The sequence below is a fragment of the Celerinatantimonas sediminis genome (assembly GCF_046054195.1).
In the GTDB taxonomy this organism is placed as follows: domain Bacteria; phylum Pseudomonadota; class Gammaproteobacteria; order Enterobacterales; family Celerinatantimonadaceae; genus Celerinatantimonas.
The window spans coordinates 1-24525 of sequence record NZ_JBEQCS010000028.1; the positions used below are offsets into that span (position 1 = coordinate 1).

At 43.4% G+C, this 24525-nt stretch carries 21 protein-coding genes; 13 read left to right on the forward strand and 8 right to left on the reverse strand.

What is annotated here, in order from left to right; genetic code table 11:
- Positions 1–254: 254 nt before the first annotated feature.
- Entirely contained in the window at positions 255–1379 is a 1125-nt protein-coding gene (locus tag ABTQ23_RS20170; RefSeq protein ID WP_408617565.1) for an MBL fold metallo-hydrolase, read from the reverse strand.
- A gap of 241 nt (positions 1380–1620) precedes the next feature.
- On the opposite strand from ABTQ23_RS20170, the gene ABTQ23_RS20175 reads away from it, so the two are divergent.
- Positions 1621–2127, forward strand: coding sequence for a GNAT family N-acetyltransferase (locus tag ABTQ23_RS20175; RefSeq protein ID WP_408617566.1), 507 nt, complete (start codon positions 1621–1623; stop codon positions 2125–2127).
- Here ABTQ23_RS20175 and ABTQ23_RS20180 read toward each other — a convergent pair.
- Positions 2069–3019, reverse strand: coding sequence for a LysR substrate-binding domain-containing protein (locus ABTQ23_RS20180; RefSeq protein WP_408617567.1), 951 nt, complete (start codon positions 3017–3019; stop codon positions 2069–2071). The genes ABTQ23_RS20175 and ABTQ23_RS20180 overlap by 59 nt on opposite strands.
- A gap of 113 nt (positions 3020–3132) precedes the next feature.
- Here ABTQ23_RS20180 and ABTQ23_RS20185 point away from each other — a divergent pair, with 113 nt between their 5' ends.
- The 6 genes from ABTQ23_RS20185 (at position 3133) to ABTQ23_RS20210 (ending at position 11140) form a co-directional block, all read left to right on the forward strand.
- Positions 3133–5127, forward strand: a complete 1995-nt coding sequence (locus tag ABTQ23_RS20185; RefSeq protein WP_408617568.1) for a CocE/NonD family hydrolase — start codon at positions 3133–3135, stop codon at positions 5125–5127.
- Between the two features lie 26 nt (positions 5128–5153).
- Entirely contained in the window at positions 5154–6680 is a 1527-nt protein-coding gene (locus tag ABTQ23_RS20190; RefSeq protein WP_408617569.1) for a BCCT family transporter, read from the forward strand.
- Positions 6681–6808: 128 nt separating this feature from the next.
- Positions 6809–7579 (forward strand): dimethylarginine dimethylaminohydrolase family protein, encoded by a 771-nt coding sequence (locus ABTQ23_RS20195; RefSeq protein ID WP_408617570.1) that lies wholly within the window; start codon positions 6809–6811, stop codon positions 7577–7579.
- Positions 7580–8019: 440 nt separating this feature from the next.
- Positions 8020–9468, forward strand: a complete 1449-nt coding sequence (locus tag ABTQ23_RS20200) for an anion permease (RefSeq protein ID WP_408617571.1) — start codon at positions 8020–8022, stop codon at positions 9466–9468.
- A 242-nt stretch (positions 9469–9710) separates the two neighbouring features.
- Complete coding sequence (locus ABTQ23_RS20205; protein WP_408617572.1) at positions 9711–10328, forward strand: HAD family hydrolase; 618 nt, start codon at positions 9711–9713, stop codon at positions 10326–10328.
- A 104-nt stretch (positions 10329–10432) separates the two neighbouring features.
- A complete protein-coding gene (locus tag ABTQ23_RS20210) occupies positions 10433–11140 on the forward strand; it encodes a helix-hairpin-helix domain-containing protein (RefSeq protein WP_408617573.1) in 708 nt (235 codons plus the stop codon).
- Here the strand turns inward: ABTQ23_RS20210 and ABTQ23_RS20215 are convergent.
- Positions 11137–12366, reverse strand: a complete 1230-nt coding sequence (locus ABTQ23_RS20215; RefSeq protein ID WP_408617574.1) for a multidrug effflux MFS transporter — start codon at positions 12364–12366, stop codon at positions 11137–11139. The genes ABTQ23_RS20210 and ABTQ23_RS20215 overlap by 4 nt on opposite strands.
- A gap of 86 nt (positions 12367–12452) precedes the next feature.
- Positions 12453–15221: an insulinase family protein gene (locus tag ABTQ23_RS20220; RefSeq protein ID WP_408617575.1), complete on the reverse strand. Its 2769-nt coding sequence runs from the start codon at positions 15219–15221 to the stop codon at positions 12453–12455.
- 148 nt (positions 15222–15369) lie between these two features.
- On the opposite strand from ABTQ23_RS20220, the gene sixA reads away from it, so the two are divergent.
- Positions 15370–15822 (forward strand): phosphohistidine phosphatase SixA, encoded by a 453-nt coding sequence (sixA, locus tag ABTQ23_RS20225; RefSeq protein WP_408617576.1) that lies wholly within the window; start codon positions 15370–15372, stop codon positions 15820–15822.
- A 48-nt stretch (positions 15823–15870) separates the two neighbouring features.
- On the opposite strand, the gene ABTQ23_RS20230 is transcribed toward sixA, so the two are convergent.
- The gene (locus ABTQ23_RS20230) at positions 15871–16968 is read right to left on the reverse strand and encodes a glycerol dehydrogenase (protein WP_408617577.1); all 1098 of its coding nucleotides are present in this window, start codon (positions 16966–16968) and stop codon (positions 15871–15873) included.
- A 527-nt stretch (positions 16969–17495) separates the two neighbouring features.
- Between ABTQ23_RS20230 and ABTQ23_RS20235 the strand changes: the two genes are divergently transcribed.
- The gene (locus ABTQ23_RS20235) at positions 17496–17711 is read left to right on the forward strand and encodes a DUF1107 domain-containing protein (protein ID WP_408617578.1); all 216 of its coding nucleotides are present in this window, start codon (positions 17496–17498) and stop codon (positions 17709–17711) included.
- A 273-nt stretch (positions 17712–17984) separates the two neighbouring features.
- Here the strand turns inward: ABTQ23_RS20235 and smrB are convergent, their stop codons facing one another.
- On the reverse strand, positions 17985–18515 hold the full coding sequence (gene smrB / locus ABTQ23_RS20240) for an endonuclease SmrB (RefSeq protein ID WP_408617579.1): 531 nt from the start codon (positions 18513–18515) through the stop codon (positions 17985–17987).
- Positions 18516–18571: 56 nt separating this feature from the next.
- On the opposite strand from smrB, the gene prmB reads away from it, so the two are divergent.
- From prmB to ABTQ23_RS20260, 4 genes are read left to right on the forward strand one after another with little or no spacing between them, the layout of a single operon-like run.
- Entirely contained in the window at positions 18572–19489 is a 918-nt protein-coding gene (prmB, locus tag ABTQ23_RS20245) for a 50S ribosomal protein L3 N(5)-glutamine methyltransferase (RefSeq protein ID WP_408617580.1), read from the forward strand.
- A 50-nt stretch (positions 19490–19539) separates the two neighbouring features.
- Complete coding sequence (aroC, locus tag ABTQ23_RS20250; RefSeq protein ID WP_408617581.1) at positions 19540–20628, forward strand: chorismate synthase; 1089 nt, start codon at positions 19540–19542, stop codon at positions 20626–20628.
- Positions 20629–20681: 53 nt separating this feature from the next.
- Positions 20682–21854 carry an MFS transporter gene (locus ABTQ23_RS20255; protein WP_408617582.1) on the forward strand — a complete coding sequence of 391 codons (1173 nt, stop codon included), beginning with the start codon at positions 20682–20684 and terminating at the stop codon, positions 21852–21854.
- Positions 21847–22386 (forward strand): elongation factor P hydroxylase, encoded by a 540-nt coding sequence (locus tag ABTQ23_RS20260; protein WP_408617583.1) that lies wholly within the window; start codon positions 21847–21849, stop codon positions 22384–22386. The genes ABTQ23_RS20255 and ABTQ23_RS20260 overlap by 8 nt, the downstream gene beginning before the upstream one ends.
- On the opposite strand, the gene ABTQ23_RS20265 is transcribed toward ABTQ23_RS20260, so the two are convergent.
- Entirely contained in the window at positions 22383–23363 is a 981-nt protein-coding gene (locus tag ABTQ23_RS20265) for a sensor domain-containing diguanylate cyclase (protein ID WP_408617584.1), read from the reverse strand. The two genes, ABTQ23_RS20260 and ABTQ23_RS20265, sit on opposite strands and share 4 nt — an antisense overlap.
- The gene (locus tag ABTQ23_RS20270; RefSeq protein WP_408617585.1) at positions 23360–24463 is read right to left on the reverse strand and encodes a response regulator; all 1104 of its coding nucleotides are present in this window, start codon (positions 24461–24463) and stop codon (positions 23360–23362) included. The genes ABTQ23_RS20265 and ABTQ23_RS20270 overlap by 4 nt, the downstream gene beginning before the upstream one ends.
- Positions 24464–24525: the final 62 nt, after the last annotated feature.

A 24525-nucleotide genomic window follows, 5' to 3' on the forward strand; every position in this document is an offset into this window, starting at 1 on the left:
AGGCGGATTAGCACTAATTCAGGTAGTTAATGTTGATTGCTTAATAGTAAGAACGGTAGTTAAGCTTCCTCCAAGCATATAAGTTCTTGTATCGTGAAAAACTGTGAACTGAGTGTAGATGAAATGAATGCGCAACTCATTTTGGGGCAAAGGAGTGTTTGCAATCATCGGTTCCCACCCCATGAAAAGTGAAATGCCCAAGCAAAAGTGACACACATTATTAAGAATGATCAGACTTGATTGTCTTACGACAACTATTTCTTTTGTGTAACAGCTTGAACCGCCGAAAATTCCTGTAGGTCCCGCCACCAATAATGGTGGTATAGAGGAGCATTAAGTTCGACACACTGACCTATCATTGGACAAGCTAGCTGATAGTTATAGTGTTCTTTGGCTTTGATAAATCGTTCAATAGGTTCCTGCCAGCTATGAAAAGCTAGTTTAAATTTACTATGGTGCTGGGTAATCACCACCTTTGATTTAAGGTCGTCGGCGGCTTGGGCACTTTGTTCTGGTGTCATGTGGATATGAGCCCAAGATGAATCATATTGCCCACATTCGATGAATGTCAGATCAAATGGGCCATATTGTTCACCAATCGTTGTGAAATGGTTGCTATAACCTGAGTCACCACTGAGAAAAATCCGCTGACATTGTCCAATAAGGGCGTAGCTTGCCCATAAGGTTCGATTTTTATTGATAAGCCGGCCGGAGAAATGTTGTGAAGGCAGAGTCACAATAGTAACGTCGCCCGCGAGGGTATGCTGATTCCAGTCGCATTCAGTGATGATTTCATCAGAATATCCCCATTTTCGAAAGTAATCGCCAACGCCTAAAGGCACAATCACGTGATGAACTTTTGCTTTAAGCGCAGCAATAGTTGGGTAATCAAGGTGATCCCAGTGATCATGGGTAATTAAAAGATAATCAATCGCTGGCATATCTGCCGCTTTGTAGATATTGCTCCCAACAAATGCGCGGTTGGTTGCAGGCACAGGCGAAGCGTTGTCGCTAAAAACAGGATCGACTAAAAAGCGCAGGCCATCGAGCTGGATAAAACTACTGGAATGGCCAAGCCAGATGGCTAAATTAGTTTGGGGACTTAGACTTAATAAGTTTGTCTTGTCCGTTGGGAGCATCTGGTCAGGGCGTGCATTAGGCGTGCGCTGAAAAAGAAACCGAAACAGTGCACTTGGTTCATTGGTCACGGTTGGATGTTGTGGCGTAACATCATTGTGAAATTGTCCAGAGCGATAATTGGCTCTAAGATTGTGTTGTGTCTGGTATTGGTATTGAGCACTCTTGTATTGAGGGCGAGAGATAATAAAACTAACCGATAAAGCAATGATGACTACCAGAGCCAGAATAAACCAGATCATTGGTTACACTCCTCAACGCTAAAATCATCCATGAACTGATAAATATTGGCATTTGGTTAAAAATGCCTCGCTTGTCACCACGCTTAAATATACGGGCGATAAATGATTAAAAAATGACAGTCGCGAGTAAAATTTACTTAAAAGGCGAAGTTAGGTATCTTTTGGCCTAGCGCAGTAAGCTCAAGCTAATTTACTTTAATCATACTAAACGAATGGCAAAATGAGGTGAAGGTTTTTATCAGTGGTTAATTTAAAGCCTTTTGCAATTGTTCCTTTATCAAAACTACGGACGGTAACGGTACATCCTAGCCAGCAAGTTTATGTTGGAACAACCGAGCAATTTATTGATTCATGTGAATGGGGCGTTCAAAAGTTAGTTGCGTTTAAGGACGGGCAAATAATTGGGTATTTGAAAGTTGATTTTGCTTACTCAAATAGCTACTACTTTGCACCTGCTCAAAGTGTTGGATTGCGCTCGGTTGTCATTGGTGAACATTTTCAAGCCAAAGGGCTTGGTCGGGCGATGTTACAACAAGCTATTTTTTATGTGCAGTCTAATTATCCGGCGGTTAGATTGATTTATCTGACGGTGAATTTAAAAAATAGTGGTGCTTATCGCTGTTACCAACGGGTTGGTTTTAAAGATTCTGGTGAACTATTTTTGTTCGGTGGAGCAGGGCCACAACATATTATGCACTATCGGCTAGATTCGCTGGAGGTAAATGAGAATGAGGTGGCAAAAGGCTAACCTGACGAATCACCCAGCGGATAAAGCGCCGAGCATTGCGCTCTGAATTATTATCGGCGCAACTTAAGAAAAAGGCATTACGATGGCATTCGATAGGCTCTTTTAACGCAATAAGCTCGCCATTTTTAAGAAAATCCTGCACGTGCCAATCCCAAACTAATGCTACCCCAGCGCCACTTAAAGCGGCCTGGGTAATGGCAATCTGATCTTCCATATACAGCGCATTAATCGGATTTTCGTAACTAAAGCCAGCACGTTCTGCCCACGTTTGCCAATTTTCCCAAAATACAGGCGCATCGCGCACCATTAAAAGAGGCTGCTGCCAAATTTTGCTCAAATTTTGACAGTCTGGATGCTTTGCTAAAAAAGAGGGGCTGCAAACGGGCAGGATCCGTTCATTAAATAGCAGGTAGCTTCCTCTTTGTTGCGAGGTTAGCGAGGCATAATAAAAAGCAACGTCATAGTTGACATTATCGCCGATATCACGCTCATTATTGATGGTGATGTTAAGGGTGATATTTGGGTATTTGTCGCGAAAGTTGTCCAATCTTGGAATCAACCAAAAATGAGAAAAGCACGCGCCAATTTCAATATTAAGTGGCAGCGGATGGCTATTGTCATCCATGATTTGGGATGCGTCGGTTAACGTGTCTAATGCCTGCATCACTGAGCGCAAGTATATCTCGCCTTTATGAGTTAAGTTCAAGCCTTGCTTGCGCCGAATAAATAACTTGGTATTTAAAAAGTCCTCTAACTGGCGAATCTGTTTACTGATAGCCGTTGGTGTTACGCATAACTCTTTGGCCGCACTGGTAAAACTCCCTAAGCGGGCAGATGCCTCGAAAATCATCAGGGCGCTTAATGAAGGGATTGTTTTGTGATGAATGGCCATATTTTGATACTTATCTTGAACTTTTAGTTCATCTGAGAGTAACAAAATAACGTTTTACTAACAAATCCTGCTCCTTAGTATGGAAAACCCGTATTTTATTCAGCAAGGAAATTATGCATAAAGTTAATCACATCCATCATCAATGGTTACCTCTGCCGGATGGAACTCGCTTGGCCTATCGTGCCTGGCTTCCTGACGATGCTGCCAATAATCCTGTCCCCGCTATCTTAGAATTTCTGCCTTATCGTAAAAATGATGGCACTATCGTGCGCGATGAAATTACCATGGCGCAGACCGCTTCACGAGGCTATGCGTGTATTCGCGTCGATCTTCGTGGCTGTGGTGAGTCTGATGGTCATTTAAGCGATGAATATACAGCTCAGGAATTGCAAGATGGTGTTGATGTTATCGCATGGCTGAGTCAACAGAGCTGGTGCAATGGTAATGTGGGGATGGTTGGGATCTCATGGGGCGGGTTTAACTCATTGCAGATTGCCGCGCTCAATCCTCCTGCGCTCAAAGCAATTATTACCCAATGCTCAACGGATGATCGTTTCCGTGACGATATCCATTATATGGGCGGGTGCCTGCTTAACGATAACTTAGATTGGGCAGCCTTTTTCTGGGCCTATGCTCAAGGGCGCGCACCGGATGCTAAATTAGTCGGTGAAAATTGGCAAGAACAGTGGCTCGAACGCCTAGAAAATATGCCTTTTTTAGCCAAGCCTTGGCTAAGTGAACAAACGCGTTCAGATTATTGGAAACATGCCTCTATTTGCGAAAATTATGCAGATATAAAAATCCCTGTTTATGCTATGAGTGGTTGGGCGGATAACTATCGCAATACGGTATTTAGCTTGCTCGAAAACTTATCAACCCCGCGTAAAGGGTTAGTTGGGCCATGGGCTCATAAATACCCAAATATCGCTTATCCAAATCCTAAAATCGATTATGTCAGTGAATCGGTTCGTTGGTGGGACTATTGGCTTAAAGGTATCGACACCGGCATTATGGATGAGCCAATGTTAACCTACTATATGCAAGATAGCGTAGCGCCAAAAAGTGATTATGAATCTCGTCCGGGGCAGTGGATTAGTGAGCCTAGTTGGCCCTCAAAACGCACCCAACATCGCCGTTTCTACCTAGGTGATAAAACACTGCTTAATGCCGTTCCAACCGATGAGCTTGCGCTGAGCGTAAAATCGCCGCAAACGGTTGGCTTAAATGGTGGCCGTTTGTGTGTTGGTATCCGTTTAGATATGGAACAACCAAGCGATCAAAGAGCCGATGATGCGGGTTCATTGTGTTTTGATACTCCGCCATTGGCTGAAGACTTCGCCATTGCCGGACAAGTGAAGGCTCATCTTAGCATTCAAAGTGATAAGCCAACGGGGCAGCTCGCGGTGCGGGTCTGTGACGTTCACCCAGATGGCCAAGTGACTCGTATTAGCGTCGGTTTATTAAACCTTACACATCGTGATAGTCATGAATTTGCCAAACCAATGACACCTAATGAGCAATATGAGGTGGTGGTTCCTATCAATCATGTTGCCTATAAAGTTCCTGCCGGACATCGGCTGCGGATTAGCATTTCAAGTGCCTACTGGCCACTAGTTTGGCCTGCACTTGAAAGGCCAACTATCCGGATCAATGCAAAAAATAGCCATATTGATGTGCCTTATCGAGATGACCTGTTCACCGAGTTTGAACCAGCACCTTACGATATTCCGATAGATTTCGATGGCCAAACATTGCGCAGCAGCGATAGCCAACGGATTGTTCATCACGATTATAAAACGGGTATTGTTAGCCTCGAAACACGGGATGATTTTGGCCGCCAGCATTTTAACTCTTGTGATAGCATCATCGATTTTAAGATGGACCAAACTCAAAGTATTCATCCTGATGACCCACTAAGCGCAACATCGGTCTTAAATTTTGATTTAACGATGGGCCGTGAAGGTTGGTGGACCGCTCTTAAAAGTCACTATCATATGAGCTGTGATGAACACAATTTTTATATTAAAGCCACTTGGCAGGCCTTTAGTGAAGATGAAGTAATTTTTGAAAAGACGTTCGATGAAACCATTGTTCGTAATTTGACTTAACCCAAGCCAATTAAAAGGAATTGATGATGTTAAAATCGATACGTCCATTAGTATTTTTACCGACATTTTGTATTTTAGTCGGCGCACTGATTTATAGCATGATTGACTTGAAAAGCTTTATTGCTTTAACTCAGGTCGCAAATAGCTTTGTATTGGATAATTTCTCATGGCTGTTTAGCCTTGGAAGTTTCTATTTACTCGTTCTGGCGGTATTTACCTATTTTTCAAAACTAGGCAATATTCGCATTGGTGGGGAAAACGCCAAACCAACTATTGCTAAATCCCGTTGGTTTATGATTGTCTTGTGTACGACGCTTGCCGTAGGTGTTTTGTTTTGGACCACGGCAGAACCGCTATATCACCTGCATGCGCCAGCGAAAAGTTTAGGAATTGAACCTAATAGTCCGAATGCCGTGTTATTTGCAATTTCGGCGATGTTTTTACATTGGGGGCCAACGCCTTATGCTATTTATGCTGTTCCAGCGTTAATTTTTGCGCTGGCATTTCATAACCTCAAACAACCTTATTCGATTAATAGCTCGCTAAAGCCGATTTTAGGCCGTTATGTGTCGGGGCGCTGGGCTGATTTAATTGATGCCCTAGCTCTGTATTCATTAGTCGTTGGGATGGCATCATCGCTTGGTACCGGTGCTTTAACGCTGCTCGGTGGGGTGAGTCAGTTTATTCCGCTTCAAAAGAATGCTCTGACGCTGGGCTTTTTTATTGCCATCGTTGTGATTACCTTTGTCATTTCTGCGGTAAAAGGGGTGATTAAAGGGATAGCAAGGCTCTCTACGATTAACTTTTGGCTATTAATCGCGCTGTTCGTCTTTGTCTTTATCTGCGGCCCAACCATTTACATTCTGGGGATTGGCGTCGAAGGGCTTGGCCATTTCCTTTCAAACTTTTTCTCAATGAGTCTCTTTACTGGTACGGCGGCAAATGACCCTTGGCCACATAACTGGAGTGATTTCTATTGGGCAGTGTGGTTCGCATGGGCGCCAATTACCGCTATGTTCTTAGGTAAAATTGCTCGAGGCTATACAGTACGTGAATTTATTCAGGTTAATATTTTTTATCCTAGCTTATTCATTTTACTGTGGGTTGCCGTTTTCTCTGGTACCGCGATTTATATGGACCAACATACCCATGGAAGTTTGTATGCAATTTTAAATAGTGGTGGTATCCAGAAGCTGCTTTACCATATCTTTGGCCAGTTACCTCTGGGACTGATTACCTCAGCATTTTTGGTGATTGTTGCCTTTATTTCCTATGTGACGGCCGCGGACTCCAGTACCGATGCAATTGGCGATTTATGTGTGAAAGATTACACGGCGGATTCTGCTGATAACGTTGGCTTGCCCATTAAAGTTTTATGGGGCGTTGTCATCGGGCTTGTTGCTTGGATTATGGTTAGTACCGTCGGTGTGAAAGGCATTAAATCACTCTCTAATCTAGGTGGTTTGCCAGCAACGTTAATTATTCTGCTTTGTTCATTTACGCTATGGAAATGGCTTAAAAACCCATCTTTGGTGGATAAAAACGCTAAATAATTCGCTCTTTTAGGATAAAACCAGCTAATGAAAGTTAGCTGGTTTTTTTATATTTCATATTTTTGTGCTGGCACAATGGCAAGTAATGCGATAGTTATAGTGCATGTCTTGTTACAAGGAGTTGTAGAATGTTGCATGTGTTGACTCATCGTCCTTCGGTGAATATCCAGCAGTGTGAATTAACCTACATCGAAAGCGAACCAATCGATTTCGATAAAGCATTGCTGCAACATCGCCATTATTGTCAAATGTTGACCCGTTGTGGTGCTCAGGTAAAGGTGCTCAAAGATAATCCTGAACTTGCAGATAACGTATTTGTTGAAGATCCCATTATTGTGTTTGATGAAGTTGCTGTTGTTTCATCAATGGGAGTTGCGTCACGCCGAGCAGAAATTCCAACGCTTGAGAATTATTTCATGCCTCTTCGGCAGATTCGCACCATTGAGCTACCCGCTAAAATTGAAGGGGGCGATGTTTTGGTGATTGGCCGCAAAGTTTATGTCGGGCAATCATCACGCACCAATCAGCAAGGCTATGAACAATTGCGCGATATCTTAACGCCTTTTAATTACGAAGTGATTGCGGTGCCCGTCAGTGGTTGTCTGCATCTAAAAACTGGCTGCTGTGCCCTCGATGATACGACGTTACTGGTTAACTCAAGCTGGCTTGATACCGACATCTTTCGTGATTTTCAAAAAATCGAAGTGCCTAAAAGTGAGCCTTTCGGCTCCAATATTATTGCTATTGGTCAAACGATTTGCATGAATGAACAGCATGTTAAAACCATCCAGTTAGTAAAAGAAGCTGGTTTTAATGTCGAAACAGTTGATATTAGTGAATTTGCCAAGGCCGAAGCGGGGCTAACTTGCATGTCAGTTCGTTATCAGCAAGCTGAATAATGTAAGTATCGCAATCTAGCTTGAATCTGTGGCCCGTTATGGGCCGCATTTTTATCAGTGCCATAGACGGTTAGCTTTTGGTTTATCGCGTTTTTATGGATGCTGGTTTGATGTTAAATAATTACCAGTCATAAGGGAGTTTTTCTCGCTTTTTTGACTGCTATCACACTGGATATTCAAACGCTCACCAATAGTAATAGGGGACGTTGATCGATGCTGTTTTTGCTAATTATTTTGCCTCAGTTGATGATTTAGCTTGAGCCTTGGCGCTATTTAAGAACAAATCGTTTAGTGCTATTTCGCCTAAGCTTGAAAGTCAATTTAATGCATTTTATCTGAGTGAATTTGGCAAGTTAAAATCAACTGTCTTTAAAAAATCCAAACGGCTGTACTGACATATCGGTAAAACTCCGATTACTGCTCATGTTAAGGGACAGAATATGAAACTTACTAAAGCAATTGCGCCTGTTGCTGTCGCTATCATCATTGCCCTCATTCCATCACCGCAAGGATTAGATGCCTACGCTTGGCACTATTTTGCAATTTTCATTGGCTGTGTTGTAGGGCTTATTCTGGAGCCATTGCCGGGAGCGGTGGTTGGTTTAATTGCGGTTGTGCTTGCGGGTCTTTTAAACCACTGGGCACTGTTTTCTCCTGAACAATTAGCAAGCCCTAAATTTCATAGTGCCAAAGCGGCTTTTTCTTGGGTGGTTTCAGGCTTTACCAATGGCACTGTATGGCTCATCTTTGGGGCCTTTATGTTTGCGCTAGGTTATGAAAAAACCGGGCTTGGTCGGCGTATTGCCTTGTGGCTGGTAAAAACGATGGGCAAGAAAAGTTTAACGCTTGGTTACGCAATTATGATAGCCGATACGATTTTAGCGCCATTTACCCCATCTAATACCGCTCGCAGTGGGGGAACCATTTATCCTATTATCCGCAACCTTCCACCGCTTTATGATTCAAGTCCCGACGATGAATCACGTAAACGCATCGGTACCTATTTAATGTGGACGGCGATTGCCACTACATGCGTAACCAGCTCAATGTTTTTAACGGCTTTAGCACCCAATCTTTTAGCGGTTGCTCTAACTGAGTCCTCCACAGGGATTTTAATTAGTTGGGGCGATTGGTTCTTAGCTGCAGCTCCGGTGTGTATTCTACTGCTATTGATTGTGCCACTACTTTGTTATTGGTTGGCTCCCCCTGAAGTTAAATCAGGCTCAGCTGTGTGTGAATGGGCGGCAAAAGAGCTAACTTCGATGGGCTCGTTATCTCGTAATGAGTTGTTATTGCTGGTCTTTGTGGTGATGGCATTATTGTTGTGGATTTTTGCGGGTCAATACATTGCCGGAGCTTTAGTTGGGTTGCTTGTCATTAGTTTGATGTTGATTTGTAAAATTGTCACCTGGGACGATATTCTTGCTAATAAAGCGGCTTGGAATACTTTGGTGTGGTTCGCAACGTTAGTCGCACTAGCCAGTGGTTTAAGTAAAGTGGGTTTCGTACATTGGTTTGGGCAATTAGTTGGCAGCCATATCAACGGCTTAAATCCTGTGCTGGCAATGGTTATTTTAGCGCTCATATTTTTTGTACTGCATTATTTGTTTGCCAGTGTGACTGCTCATACCACCGCTTTATTACCCGTTATTTTAGCCGCTGCATCTGGTATTCCTGGTATCGATATGCAGATGTTTGTCTTTTTATTAGTGCCGATGCTTGGGTTGATGGGGATTATTACGCCATATGGCACCGGGCCGAGCCCAGTTTATTATGGTAGTGGATTTATTCCTGGCGCAACTTGGTGGCGGTTAGGCGCAATCTTTGGGACATTGTATTTGGTGGTTTGGCTGGTTATTGGCTTGCCATGGTTGATGATGATTTTTTAACGGCACTGGGCAAACAAGTTGATGAACGAATCATGCAAAAATTGGTTCATTTGTATTAAAAGCTTATTTTAGCTACGATGGCTCGCGGCGGCTCTGGCTCGTTTATTCGATTAGCCCTTGAATGGTCAGGGTTCGCTGTCCTCAAATTGCTCCCTTTTGTTTAAAAAACGTAAGAATGATTTATAAATCAGAGGTATGATGAATCCATAATGGTTTAATCTTTAAACGACAATGAGGGTAACATGGAAAAGCTACCTATTAAGAATGTAATTTTTGATATTGGCAACGTCATGGTGCGCTGGTCACCAGAGGAAATTATTCGTCTGACTTTTGGTGAAGACGCTAACATTACGCTGATGCGAGCAGATGTATTTCAAAGCGAAGTTTGGATTAACTACAATTTAGGCACAGTGACTCAAAAGCAGGTTGAGCAAAGCCTGATTAAACAATTTAATTTTTCATCCGATCAGATGGCGCGGCTTTTTTACTATCTAACAACCACTCAAATCCAAATCTTTGGTCAACAGCAGTTATTGCAGCGCATTAAAGATGCCGGTTATGGCGTTTATGCGTTAACTGATAACGTGATTGAAATCGTGGACTACCTAAAAGAAAAATACGATTTCTGGGAGCTATTTGATGGCACCGTTGTGTCTGATGATGTGCATTTACTAAAACCTCAGCCAGAAATTTATCGCTACCTGCTCGATACTTATCATCTAAAAGCGCAAGAGTGTGTTTTTACCGATGATCTAAGCAGAAATATTCGCGGCTGTGAGGCTCTTGGCATGCATGGAATCGTGTTTGAGAATTCAGCTCAGCTTGAAGCTCAGCTACATGAATTAGGCCTTGAGTTTTAACTTAAGGGATTTGCGAGTGCGCTAGCAGCTTTTACATAAAAGATTTGTACCTAGCGCATAGCTTAACTAATTTATGGGTAAAGGAAGTCCTAAAAGGGAAGTCAATGCGACTGTTTAAGCGACATAAACCAGCGGAACTTGCCGAAGAATTAATGGCACCATCGTTTGAACATTGGCCTCAAGTTGATGAATGCGACCCCGATCAATTAGTGTTTCAGGCAGTTTTTCGCCTCAATACGCACCTTGATTATCTGCTAATGCATGGCCGTGTCCTCTGTCTTGATGCGCTACCTGAAGAGGTGGCCTTCGAGCAGGGCAGTTGGCTGCGATTTGCCAATAGCATGTTTAATTGTGATGATGACACGGTGACAACAGACGCTGGTGCGCTCAGTGCTAGCAGTTATCTGCAATATACGATTATGCTTAAAAAAATAGTCGCCAGCGATAAATCGGTGAATGACAAAATCGCATTGTTCTTACAGGTTGTGCAAAACTATCCACTGTTTGAGCCGATAGAAAAACGCTTGCTCGCTAATTATAAAGCGCAAGACATTGTTGAGTTAATGTCTCGTTTTCTGCCAGAAGATGACCGCTTGTTTTGTTGTAAAGATAAACCCGGTTCAGTACTCATGATTGATGCGATTGATTCGGGATTAGCCAGAGAGCTGGCCCGTCAGGGAGTGACGACCATTAGTGAACTGTTATTGATGAGCGATGAGCAGCTGTTATCGGTAAAAGGGATCCGTCCGGTACAAGCCGAACGGATTATTGCCCACAAAGAGACGGTTAGCTCGCTTTTATTACAATATTAGTGATTTTGCTGCGCTCTTTGGCGTCGATTAGTGAAATGCCAACCAACTAACACGGTGTATAAAATAAACGCGATGAAATAACATCCAGCCATTGTTAATGCCATCGCTACTGGGGAGCTTCCCCCTAATCCACTAATTGGCGCGCTAATTCCGCCCAGAATAAACATAAATGAGCCCAACAGCGCCGAGGCCCCGCCGCCGCCGCTGGCTGACACTTCTTGCATCGCTAAAGCGGTGCTGGTGGTCCCAATCATGCTGTTCACAATCACAGAGCAAAATAGTAATGGCAGGAATATCCAAAGCGAGACTTTAAAATATCCACCAATCAACAGCAAACTGACCGCAATGACGGCGAAAATTAAAATAGTTTGCATCACTTTTTGTTCGCCATAGCGAATGGCTAATCTGGCACTAATTTGGGCACTGACAACCAGCCCTAATCCATTAATAGCAAAACAGAAGCTATAGAGCTGCGCCGAAAGGTGATAGTGTTCTTGCAAAACGAACGAAGATGCCCCGATATAGGCAAACATTCCCGCCAGTACGAACCCTTGTGTCAGACATAAGCCGATAAAGCGCTTTCTTACAATTAACTGTCCCATTTGCTTAAATGAAGCAAACAATGAACTGTGTGAACGGGCCGCTTTTGACAAGGTTTCTTGTAATTGCAGATGGCTAAATAGCAGCAATACAATACTAATCACGGTTAATACTGCAAATATTCCCCGCCAGTCCATAATGGCAAGTAATCCAGCCCCAGCAACAGGCGCTGCGATAGGGGCAATACCGTTGATCATCATCAATAAGGCAAAAAATTTCGTCAGTTCATGGCCTTGATAATGATCTCTTGCAATGGCTCGAGAAATAACGACGCCGCCAGAGCCGCCAAGTCCTTGCAGCAGGCGAGCGATAATCAACTGGTCAATAGATTGTGCAAAACAGCAGGCCAGAGTTGATAAAACAAGCAATGTCAGCGATGCCATCAGAGGCAGGCGTCTGCCGTAGCGATCACTGAGTGGACCAAATAGTAACTGACCAATGCCCAGACCAACTAATGAAGCGGTAAGGCTTAATTGTGTTGCTGATGGGGTTGTGGCAAATACGCGGGTAATTTCAGGTAATGATGCGATGTAAAGATCAGTGCACAGAGGACCAAGAGCGGCCAGATATCCGAGTATGAGAGCATAATTCAGGCGAGTCTGAGGAAGACACCCAGCTGTTTTCATTGTGTGATTCCTTTAAAAAAATTTGGCAGCGAACTGATTCGCTGCCAAATTTTATTGTAACGATATATGAATGAAAATTGAATGAGTTAGTAGCTGAATTTAGCCGCCGTTGCCTGAAATTGTTCAACCGGCCCGATATTTTGGGCATCACTTAAAGTTGCCTGACAAGGGTGATGTTCCCCACAGGCAAATAAGATTAGGCGATCTCTGGTAGCATTTTTTAACTCCATCGCGAATTGCATCAGCTCTTCACGCGTTAACTGCATAAGCTCTTCAACCACTATTTCTCGTTGATTAAAATGCATATCTTTATTGGCAATGCTTACCCAGAAGCGGCGAGCTCGCGTGCGCATATTGGATTCTTTTTCTAAGATTTGTCCGGCTAATCCATGCTTCGCTTCGCTCCATTGCTCATCACTGAGCTCATTGAGCACTTTTGGAAAGTGATCAATAAATTCATCTATCGCATCTAAAAGACTTTGTGGTGCGCTATTAGGAGATTGAATATAAAACAATATTCCTGCATGGCGATTGAGTGGCAGGTTGCCATTACCTACAATATAACCAAGCTGTTGTTGGGTGCGCAGCTCATAGAAAAAGATAGATGACATCAGCTGATTGCATAATGAAAACAGTGCGGTTTGTTTGGCACTGGCTATTGGGCTTTGAAAATACATCAGCAAAGCTGAATCATTATGTTGGCAGCGATGACGGTAGTTTAATGTTTTTAGTCCTTCAAGATTTATAAGCTCACGGGGAGTTTCATTGGCAGGTTCATTGCCATCAACCAGTGTGCGGCGAATGTATTGACCAATCGCTTGGGCTTGTTTTTTCGACCAACTGCCATAAATGAATGTTTCAACATGAATATTGCGATAAATATTAGCGATAAATTCAGGCATTTGTTCCAGTTGAATATCTTCAATGGCTGCAGCGAGTTGTTCGCCTGTTGGGCTTTTAGGCTGTAAAATTGCGGTAAGCTTATGGAACAGCTGATTAATTGGTTTAATCTTACTTTGGTTTTGCCAAGTACGAACCAATTGCTGTTTTACGATTTCAAAGCGTTGGGCGTTATATTTACCGTCTAATCGGCTGTCTAATACCAGCTTAATAAGCTCAAATTGACGTTCGCTAAACCCACTGGTATGCAGGGTAAATCCGCCTTGATGGGTGTATATCTGGTAACTCATCCCCGCTATTTCTGCTTGGTAGGTGATCTCGGCCAAATAATCGAGAATAACCTCAACCGCTAGCTGACTCTGGGCAATATGTTTGACCGATTGCACTGCAAAGGCCGAGTCAATCGCGATATAGATGTGACCTTTAGGCAGCCTAAATTCACCATCTTGATGGTGCCAAAGCTTAAAGCCCTTTTCGTCAATGAGTGGATAGGGCACCGGTGTCGTATCGTTATACTGACTTTGCGGATTAGCAAGATTTAAGAACGGATTGGCACTCGGAAGTTGAATCGGCATTGCTCGCGGATTACTCCAGCGCTCTAATTGTTCTTGAGCAAAGGGCATGCGTTTATAAGGTGTGTCGTACCAAGGCGCGATTTCATCGGTATCCACTCCGGGACTGACCAACGTTACACGCATTGCTTGAGGCGTCATTTGCTCAATGAAGTCTTCTATTTTTTCGACTTCAAACTGCTCCATCAGGTAATCGCCAATTAATACATCTTCTTTGGCAAATTGCTGCAAATTAATCGCGTAGTGGGCGGCTAAGTCAATCGAGCGAATTCGTTCTTGGTAATGCCAAGTGCGTTTTAAAAGTTGCTGTTTTTCTTCGTAACGCCACTGTTCAAGCCCTTGTTGGCGAATCAGTCGAAGCAGTGAAAAGGTGGCTTCAACGATTGAGCCAATCGCATTTAATCCCTCTTCATTCAATTGGTAGCTAATGGTAAATTCGCGAAAGTCCTGGCCGCTAATCCCACCGCCTGCGGTCATATTCTGAATCAGGCCTCGATGGCGCAAGATAGCAATAAGGCTATTTGGCCCCTCGTAGCCAATTAAATTCGCTAAGAATTCCAATGGCTTGTTTGGATAAAGTTGGTGCGGATGAATGTTCTCAAAATTAAATGATAAAGTGAGTCGATGAACTTCTTTTAGAGGCTCAACATTAATCATGATGCCTTGGTCTTCATCGCGTAACAGTGGGACATGAGGCCGTGCTTGCCAATTGCGTTTTTTGATAGGTTCAAAAAAACTCAGTAACTGTTGCTGTTGATCTAATGACTCAGGGCTAATTAGAACCACCGTCATGCGATCGGCTGAATAGTTCTGGTGGTAAAATTCGATTAAATCATCACGAACTTGGCTATCAGGTCTATCGGCCAGCGTTTTTTCTGATCCGACTGAAAATTTGCTAAAAGGATGGGCAGGATTGATGGTCTGTTTATGGACTTGATAAAGCCTTCGAACATCATCTTGAATCTTTAATTGATACTCAGAATCGACGGCTTGGCGCTCTTTATCAACAAGTTCTGGGGTAAACAATGGGCTGATAAAAAACTGACTAAAACGCTCAAGAGCGCCTTCAAACCAATCGTTATCAATATCGAAAAAAAAGTTGGTGAACTCTGTCCCGGTCCACGCATTATTGCTACCACCATGATGGCTTATATATTGTTGATACTCTCCGGCATGAGGGTACTTTTCAGTGCCCAAAAATAACATATGCTCGAGAAAATGAGCTAAACCTTCGCGAGGCAAAGGATCATCAAAATGTCCGACATTGACTGCCAGAGCCGCTGCAGCTTTCGGGGTTTGGGGATCACTGATGAGCAAAGCTCTCAGGCCATTGTCGAGGGTAACGGTTCGATATTCTCTTGAGTCAGTCGGGCTTGTTCGCAAAGAACACTCCATATTTTAATGGTTTCAATTTATTATCGGTGTGTCATCACAGACATGCAATCAATGACAGGTCATTTTCTGTAACTTGTTTTATGTTAGGTCAACACAGGGTAACATGTCTTTAATTTTAGCATTATAGGTAAATGCAATGGATATTTATGTCATGCGCCATGGACAAGCTGAAATGACTGCTCCAAGTGACAGCCAACGTCAGTTAACTTCCAGAGGTCGTGAACAAGTGCAATCGATGGCCGCGAAACTTGCTTCTATGATCACTAAATTTGATTATGTCTTATTAAGCCCTTATGTACGGGCCCAGCAGACTTGGGATGAAGTAAAAGGTTATTGCCAGGAGCCGGATAATCTAGTAACACTCGATGAGCTAACACCCCATGGTGATGCCAAAGATGTGGTCTATTTTATGAAGCAGTTGGCAAGTGATTCAAACGTTCTTATCGTATCCCATTTACCGCTGGTCGGATACATCGTTCAAGAATTGGTACCTAGTGCCGGAGCGCCGCTATTTGCAACGGCTGGTATCGCGCATGTTGTAATTGGGGATGAAAACGAATTAATTTCTCTTGATAATCCTGCGAATTAACAAATTAAGGCTGAGTGAAAATACTCAGCCTTAATACTTCAAAATGCTTTAGGCGATGCTTTTGCTGATTGCATCGACAGCAATGATTGCCTGAGCAATATCATCTGCAGTTAAACCAGTATCTAGATTTCCAAGTGTATCGCCAGGAGAAAGTGCTTGTTCACCCACTTTTAGTAATCCTTCGTAGGATTCATTTTCTAAATGCAGCTCTTTGAGTGTGGTTGGCATTTTAATCGCACGATAGAAGCCGATGAATTCTTCTAACTCTTCTCGTGAGCGTTTTTCCAAGACCATCTGTACTAACGTGCCATAGGCAACTTTTTCGCCGTGGGTCAGGTGGTGAATATCCCCACTTAACGCAGTAAAGCCATTATGGATTGCATGAGCACCCGCAAGGCCTGCATTTTCGAAACCGAGACCAGAAAGCAGTGTATTCGCTTCAATTACAGCTTCTACTGCTGGAGTCACAGCTTTTTGCTCGACGGCTTTATAGGCATTTATACCATGGGTTAATAATGTTTCTTGGCAAGCTTTGGCAATAGCCATCCCTGCGATGGATGGGCGTGCACCTACCATTGAATCACTGTTGGTGCGCAGTACCGCTTGGGCTTCAACGTATGTTGCAAGGCCATCAGCAATACCTGATGCGAATAAACGAACAGGTGCTTGAACGCAAACTTTGGTATCTACGAAAACTAAATCAGGGTTTTTATTGTAGAAACGGTAGCTGTCAAATTCACCTTCTTCAGTATAAATAACAGATAGAGCGCTACATGGTGCATCTGTTGAAGCAACGGTTGGAACGATAGCCACTGGCTGGCCTAAATCATCAGCAACTGCTTTGACTGTATCGAGTGTTTTACCACCGCCAATCCCAACGACAACCTGAGTTTGTTCGCGATTAGCAATTTCAACTAAGCGGGCGATTTCTTTGCCAGAAACTTCGCCGTTAAAACGTTCATAAGCGTAAGTTAGGCCGGCTTCTTTAAGAGAGCTTTCGCATTGTTCAGCAACGATTTTCCAGACGATATCATCAGCAATAAGTAGCACATGATCGCCCATGGCGCTCAGTTGTTTACCCAATTTACTTAAAATACCGAACCCTTGCACATATTTGGAAGGGGATGAAAAGATAATCTGGCTCATTAGAACTCCTTAAATCTATTATCAAGTGGCCAAAACGGTCAGATTGTATCCAAATTGGATACAACCGTTTGTATAAGAACATATATTGCACCTAATAAAACATAGAGTTGCATCAAATGCACTAAAAATTCACATCATTTATGTAACAAGTACAATAAATTCTTAACATGTGAACAGGGCCTGAAGTGATTGTCAAATCATCAGGTGAGTAAATTTTAGCCAGCAACTTTATGGCTACCACTTTAATCTGTGTGCATGCGACCATCAAGGGGATGAACTAAGAGTGTGAGCTGTAAAGCAAAATTCATTCTTGGTGCGGTGTATTGCTTTTGAATGTCATATAGCGATCACATTTCTATTATACATTTACATATCGATTGAACTTTTTGTGATATAAAACTCTAAGTGTATTGAGTAACGCAAAATTCAATGCTGTTAAAAAGGATATCTACAACTTTTCTATATTTCGAAATCGTGACCCATGGAACTTTTTAAACGATTTTTTTGTGCAGTAGGTATAAAAAAATATGAAAATTTTTAAAAAATATTCTCCAAAGCATATTGCTCGTTATGTGAAAGCTTTTTTTAAAGGTCGTATCTATATTCAGGGGCGTGGTGCCTACGAGTTTAACCATGGCAAACTGATCATGCTAAAAGATTATCAAACGCCTAAACATCGCCAGACTGTCAGCGAAATCAATCGCTGTATTGACAAGTTTAATCACGAGCAAGACGCCGCTTAGATTAGGTGCTTATTCTGTGCTTTCATCCATCTGGCACGGACTTCTCTGATATTACCTAGGGCTGCTGAACTTTTGTGGTTAGGTTGGCAGCCTTTGATTCTCCTGCATCGGTTGGTTCATTAAATGCAGGTTCATTAAACATAGGCAGATTCATTAAATAAATGCATCTTGAACTTTGTGCAGTGAGCTTGTTGAAGTCATTAAGATTCACACCATTAACTTGTTCAAAATGGGTTGAATTCAAATAAAATCTAACCACGAAGGACAAAGCCCCTAGTTTCTGGGGAGTTTAATCAGAGCTAACAGTGCGCTATTGCCGCCCCATTCGCGCGGGGCTTGAACAAAGCACGCGATATCTGGGTGCTGTGCTAACCATTGTGGCACGCGCTTTTTCAAAATATTTTGTCCATGACCATGCATAATGCAAGCAACACTAACGCGCTGTTTTAAACAGGCGTAAAGTAGGGCAGCTATTTCTTGTTTTGCTTGTTGCTGAGTCAATCCATGTAAGTCCAAAAATATCTCTGGGGCATATTGGCCCCTGCGTAACTTTTTTACCTCATTTGGCTCAGTATCATCGGCACGCCATTGCATTGGCCCGTCTTCTGGTAACATCGGACTGTATTCATCAGAAAAATAATAACTCTGCTGACTAATTTGCTGATTAATTTGGCCTATATTCGGCCTTTTTTGCTTGATTCGAGGCGGTTGTGGCCGTATTTTATCTTGTTCTAATGGCCTAACCCCATTTAGGGCCTCTTTAAATAGAGCTAAATCAGCATCTGTTGCGGTTTTTTTGGGCATATGACGGCTAAACTAATACATCAATGTGTATGATTGTACGCAATCGCGGAGTGAAATTGGAAAAGATTTTTGTTGACGAGGCGGTCAAAGAGCTTCACACCATACAAGATATGCTGCGTTGGGCAGTGAGTCGATTTAATTACGCCAACCTATATTATGGCCATGGAACCGATAATGCCTGGGATGAAGCACTCCAATTGGTTTTCCCAGCATTGTGTTTGCCGTTGGATATTGGTCAAGACGTGAAAGAAGCGCGTTTGACCAAAAGTGAGCGTGAAATGTTGGTCGAATTGGTGATACGGCGTGTTCAGGAGCGTATTCCAGTCGCTTATTTGACCAATAAAGCGTGGTTTGCAGGTTTCGAGTTTTATGTGGATGAGCGAGTTTTAGTTCCTCGTTCGCCCATTGCAGAATTGATTGAGCAGCAGTTTCAACCTTGGTTACGTGATGAGCCTAAGCGCATTCTTGATTTGTGTACGGGCAGTGGCTGCATTGCGATTGCCTGTAGTTATGCTTTTCCCAATGCAGAAGTTGATGCGGTTGATATCTCCGATGATGCCTTAGCTGTCGCTGAGATTAATATTCAGAACCATGGCTTGGAGCAGCAAGTGTTCCCAATTCAATCGGATGGATTTGCCGGTCTTAAAGGCCAGCGTTACGATCTTATCGTCAGTAATCCGCCTTACGTTGATGAAGTGGATATGGCTCATTTGCCACAAGAGTTTTGTCATGAACCTGAGCTTGGGTTAGCATCGGGCAGTGATGGTTTAGCGCTGACTCGGCAGATCTTGCGCCAAGCCCAAGATCACCTAAGTGATAATGGTGTGCTCATTGTTGAGGTCGGAAACAGTGAGGTGCATTTGCAAGAGCAGTATCCGCAGGTACCATTTACTTGGCTTGAATTTGCCAATGGTGGACATGGCGTGTTTGCACTGACTAAGCAGCAGTTGGTCGATTATAGTCAAGAATTTTAAGAATAATTATTAAGAATAATTATTAAGAATTAAGAGAAGTTGAGGCATAAATGGCGGGAAATAGTATAGGTCAGCATTTTCGAGTGACCACATTTGGCGAGAGTCATGGGGTTGCTTTAGGATGCATTATTGATGGTTGTCCAAGCGGCTTAGAAATCGATGAAGCGATGATCCAGAAGGATTTAGACAGGCGTCGCCCAGGTTCTTCGCGTTATACAACCGCCCGCCGTGAAAGCGATACAGTGAAAATCCTCTCGGGTGTTTTTGAGGGGAAAACAACCGGAACATCGATTGGTTTGTTGATTGAAAATACCGACCAACGTTCTAAAGATTATTCGGCAATTAGTCAGCTATTTCGACCAGGACATGCTGATTACACTTACCACCAAAAATACGGTATTCGTGACTATCGTGGCGGTGGGCGCTCATCTGCTCGTGAAACCGCCATGCGTGTTGCAGCAGGTGCAATTGCTAAAGCATATTTGAAATCAAAGCTAGGGATCGAAATCCACGGCTATTTGAGTCAATTAGGGCCGATTAAAGCGCAAAAAATAGATTGGCAACAGATTGAGCAAAATCCGTTTTTCTTTCCTGATGCTGACGGTTTAGATGAGCTTGATGCGTTTATGCGCGATTTGAAAAAACAGGGCGATTCAATCGGAGCTAAAGTGAGCGTTTGTGCGACACGTGTGCCAGTAGGTCTGGGTGAGCCCGTATTTGACAGGCTTGATGCAGACATCGCTCATGCACTGATGAGTATCAATGCCGTGAAAGCTGTCTCTATTGGTGATGGTTTTGATGTTGTCACTCAGCACGGCAGCGAGCATCGCGATGCGCTAACACCGCAGGGATTTTCCTCAAATCATGCTGGTGGTGTATTAGGGGGCATTTCATCGGGTCAGGATATCATAGCTCACATAGCACTTAAGCCTACGTCAAGCATTACGGTTCCGGGCCAAACGATTAACATTGATGGCGAGCCAACTGAAGTGGTTACCAAGGGCCGCCATGACCCGTGTGTTGGTATTCGTGCGGTCCCAATTGCCGAAGCGATGCTGGCAATCGTTTTGATGGATCACTATCTGCGCAATCGTGGACAAAATGCAGATGTTCACACTAACACGCCTTTTTTAGCCTAATCAGAGCATGCCGATAAATGCAGGCATTCTGCATTTATCGCTATTAAAGCAAAATGTTACAAAAAAATATTAAGTGGCTCAGTGGCTGCTATTTTGCCTATTATGGTGTGTTAGGCGTTATCGTCCCTTATTTGTCTGTGTTTTTGTCAGGGCGAGGCTTTGATTCGGCAACAATTGGTTCCATCATGGCGATTACGCTGGCGATGAGAGTCATTAGTCCCGGTCTTTGGTCTACTATTTCGCAAAAAAGTGGTCGGCGTGTACAGATAATCCGCATCGGTGCGCTGCTCACTATCATGACATTATTATGTTTAAGCTTCGACCTTGCTTATTGGGCCATTTTGGTGCTGTTGGCTGGGTACAATCTATTTTGGAATGGGCTGCAGGCCCAAATCGAAACGCTCACTCTCAATAGCCTTGGCAGCCAAGCAACTCGTTATCCCTCAGTGCGCGCCTGGGGAAGTATTGGTTTTATCATTGTGACCATGATAACGGGTGTGTTAGTCCATCAGTTTGGTAGTGAAACCATCGAATTTATAGCAGCTGCTTCAGTTGGTTGTTTAATCTTATTTACGATGCCTGTTATTCAACCTAAGGTCCAAATCATCCAGGCGGGCAATAGACGATATACAAATATTCAAGCGCTATTGCGGCCCTCAATGATTCTTTTTTGGTTGGCTATTTTTTGTCTGCAAATGAGCCACGGGCCTTATTACACCTTTTTTGTGCTTTATCTTCGTCAAGGTGGTTATTCAACGACCTTTGCCAGTGCCATGGTGTCATTAGGCGTATTGGTTGAAATCACCATGTTTATGTTCGCTGGGCGATTATTCGTGCGCTTTAGTGCCCATCGCGTTTTATTATGGGCATTGGGTTTAACCGTTATTCGCTGGCTATTACTTGGGTATTGCCGAGATATCATGCCATTGCTCGTAATTGAACAAGCATTGCATGCGGCAAGTTTCGCTTTGGCGCATGCTGCATCCATGCAGCTCTTAAGTCGGCAGTATACTCAAGCCCAACAAAGTAGTGCTCAAGCGCTTTATGCAAGCTGTGGCTTTGGTTTGGGTGGGGCGCTAGGTGCGTTGTTTGCCGGTGTATTTTGGCATGACGGTAGTGGTGCCCAGCTGACGATGACAATAGCTGCGGCATTGGCTTTAGTTGGGTTTATATTCGTCGCTTTGATGCCAAAAGAGATGTTTGAAAAGGATATTGCGAATGCATAATGCTGATGATCTAATCAGATTGTTTAACCAAACCTTTCAAGATTACAAAACAGTTTTGGTTCGAGGTGACGATGAGCCTTTGTATCAACCTTCACAAAAGATAGGCGTGCCACATCAAATTATTTTCGCCCATGGCTTTTATGCCAGTGCTCTGCATGAAATAGCCCATTGGTGCATTGCCGGCGCTAAACGTCGTGAACTGGTTGATTTTGGTTATTGGTATGAGCCTGATGGACGAAGCGCCGCCCAGCAAAAAGAATTTGAAGTGGTTGAGGTTAAACCGCAAGCGGTTGAATGGGCCTTGTCATTGTCAGCGGGATTTAACTTTCGTGTGAGTGTCGATAATCTCGGTGGTGAGAGCGTTGACTGGCGCGCTTTTCAGCGCAAGGTATTTTCTCAACTGGTGAGTTATCACGAGCAAGGATTTCCTGCTCGTGCGCAGTGCTTTATGGACGTATTAAGCGATTTTTACCAGCAACCCAATGCTATTGCGAAGGCCATTACACAAGAACAAGCTTTATTAGCCGGCTAGTTTTCTTTGCTAGGCTCCGGTTTTTTCGCCATGGTCGTTTGGTTTCGGCCATTTTCTTTGCTGTAATAAAGAGCGTTATCGGCGTGCTCTAGCCACTGTTGATGGTTAGCAAATGTCGAATTTAACTCGCTAATGCCTAAACTAACGGTGTAGTGGATAGTTTCTTTTTCCCATTTGACTGCAGATTGCTCAATAAGCTGGCGTAACCGCTCACAGAATATCATGGCGTTTTCTTGGGTTGTGTCGATTAATATCACGACAAATTCTTCTCCGCCATAACGTCCTGCAATATCAGTATTGCGCATGGTGTCTTTAAGTAATTTTGCAGTTTGGCGAATCACTTGGTCACCCGCTAAATGGCCGTAGTTGTCGTTAATCCGTTTGAAATGGTCGATATCAAACATCACCATCGAACAAGGGTGTTTGGTGCGGATATTACGGTTGTATTCTTCTTGAGCTCGCTCTTCCCAATAGCGGCGGTTATTGAGCTGGGTGAGGCCATCTGTGCGGCTCACTTGCGATAATTCGGTGTTGGCTCTTTCCAGCTGCATTTTATTGATAGCAACATCAGTGACATCATAAACGATTAAGCTGACATGGGTTACTTCACCACTTAGCGATTTAAGCGGAATAATCGTAATGTTTTGGTACATGTAATCCGCCATCCCCGTAATCGGGCGATAGTTGCGGAACTTAAATACATGTGGTCGTTGCTCCCAGGTGGTAAATGCTCGGTTATTGAGCATAAACACAGCATCAACTTTGTTACGCAGCCATCTCTCCGGAAGGTTTGGAAATAGCGAAAAAATATTTTTCCCCTGAGTCTGATCAGGTCGTAATCCGCTATGGGCTTCCATAAACGTATTCCAGGTCTGGATATTGTACTTCTGATCCAGCACGACCAGACCCACATCGATGGTCTGGATCATTTCGATCATCCAGTGAAAGTCGTTCAGATCGACCTGAATTCGGCTCATGCGTCACTCCCTTCAATAATATAAATGAGTTTGTTGTTAATGGTTGGCAGTGAATCTTCCGTAAACAGCAACAATAAGTCACATTTAATATTATGGTTTTCAATGGCGTAGTTAATTTCAATCGCCAGCGTTTTACTTTTCCACTGACGAGTACTCGCTTCGATAAGCTCGTTAATATTAGTGTGCTGACCGAGAACGACCGGATGGCCTTGTGAAAAATGCATATCGAGCTGATCGGCAATCCCTTTAAGACAGGCACCAATTAGAATATTGGCCACATCCATGAGCACTTCAAGTTGGCCTGCATCATCTAAATCACCTTCATAGCGCATCAGCTGGGCTAAGTCTTCGAAACTTGAATCATGAAAGAGCAGCAGTGCTTCGCCATTAATTCCAGCGCCGATATAACCTTGGCAGACAGCTGAAATCGAGTCGTCTTCAGCAACCGCTGTCAGCGCCATGTGGAGCTCACTAATGGCGAGAATATTGACATTTGGAATTGGCAACACGACAAAAGCTCCCAACATTCGGGCTAATAGGTCACCGGCTCGGCCCATCGCGACGTTAGCAATCTCTTGATATTGGTCGCGATAATCGATGATGTCATCGGCGCCGCTGCGCGATGATTTTTTAACAGATTTCGGCTCGCTTGCTTCGTCTTGACTGGTTTTATCTTCCTCGGAGGCTTTAGGTTGTTCTTGGGGAAGTTCTACCGATGGGCTGAGTTCTTGTTCAGTGACGACACCATAGCGCAGCAAAATGTCACGGATCTCTTCGCGATTAGATGGCTTTTTTATAAAATCAAGAGCGCCCATCTGGGTTACGCGGGTGTATGCTTGCGGCTGAATATCACCCGAAACGACGATGACTAATGCTGGTAAATCTTCAATTTGAATGGCTTCAAGCACGCCATAGCCGTCCATATTGGGCATGTTAAGGTCAAGAAAGACAATATTACCTAAGCCTTTGCGGATAACATCCAGCCCTTCAACCCCATCATTGGCATAACTAATCTGCACATCCCAATTTTCGGGCAATGCTCTTACCATCTGTTTTTGCGCAAATTTAGAATCATCACAGATTAAAATTGGTATGGTCATGGTCTCTATGTCTTCACTCTACGGCTGTTTTATTTTTAACAGGCAAATTACCAAATTAAGAT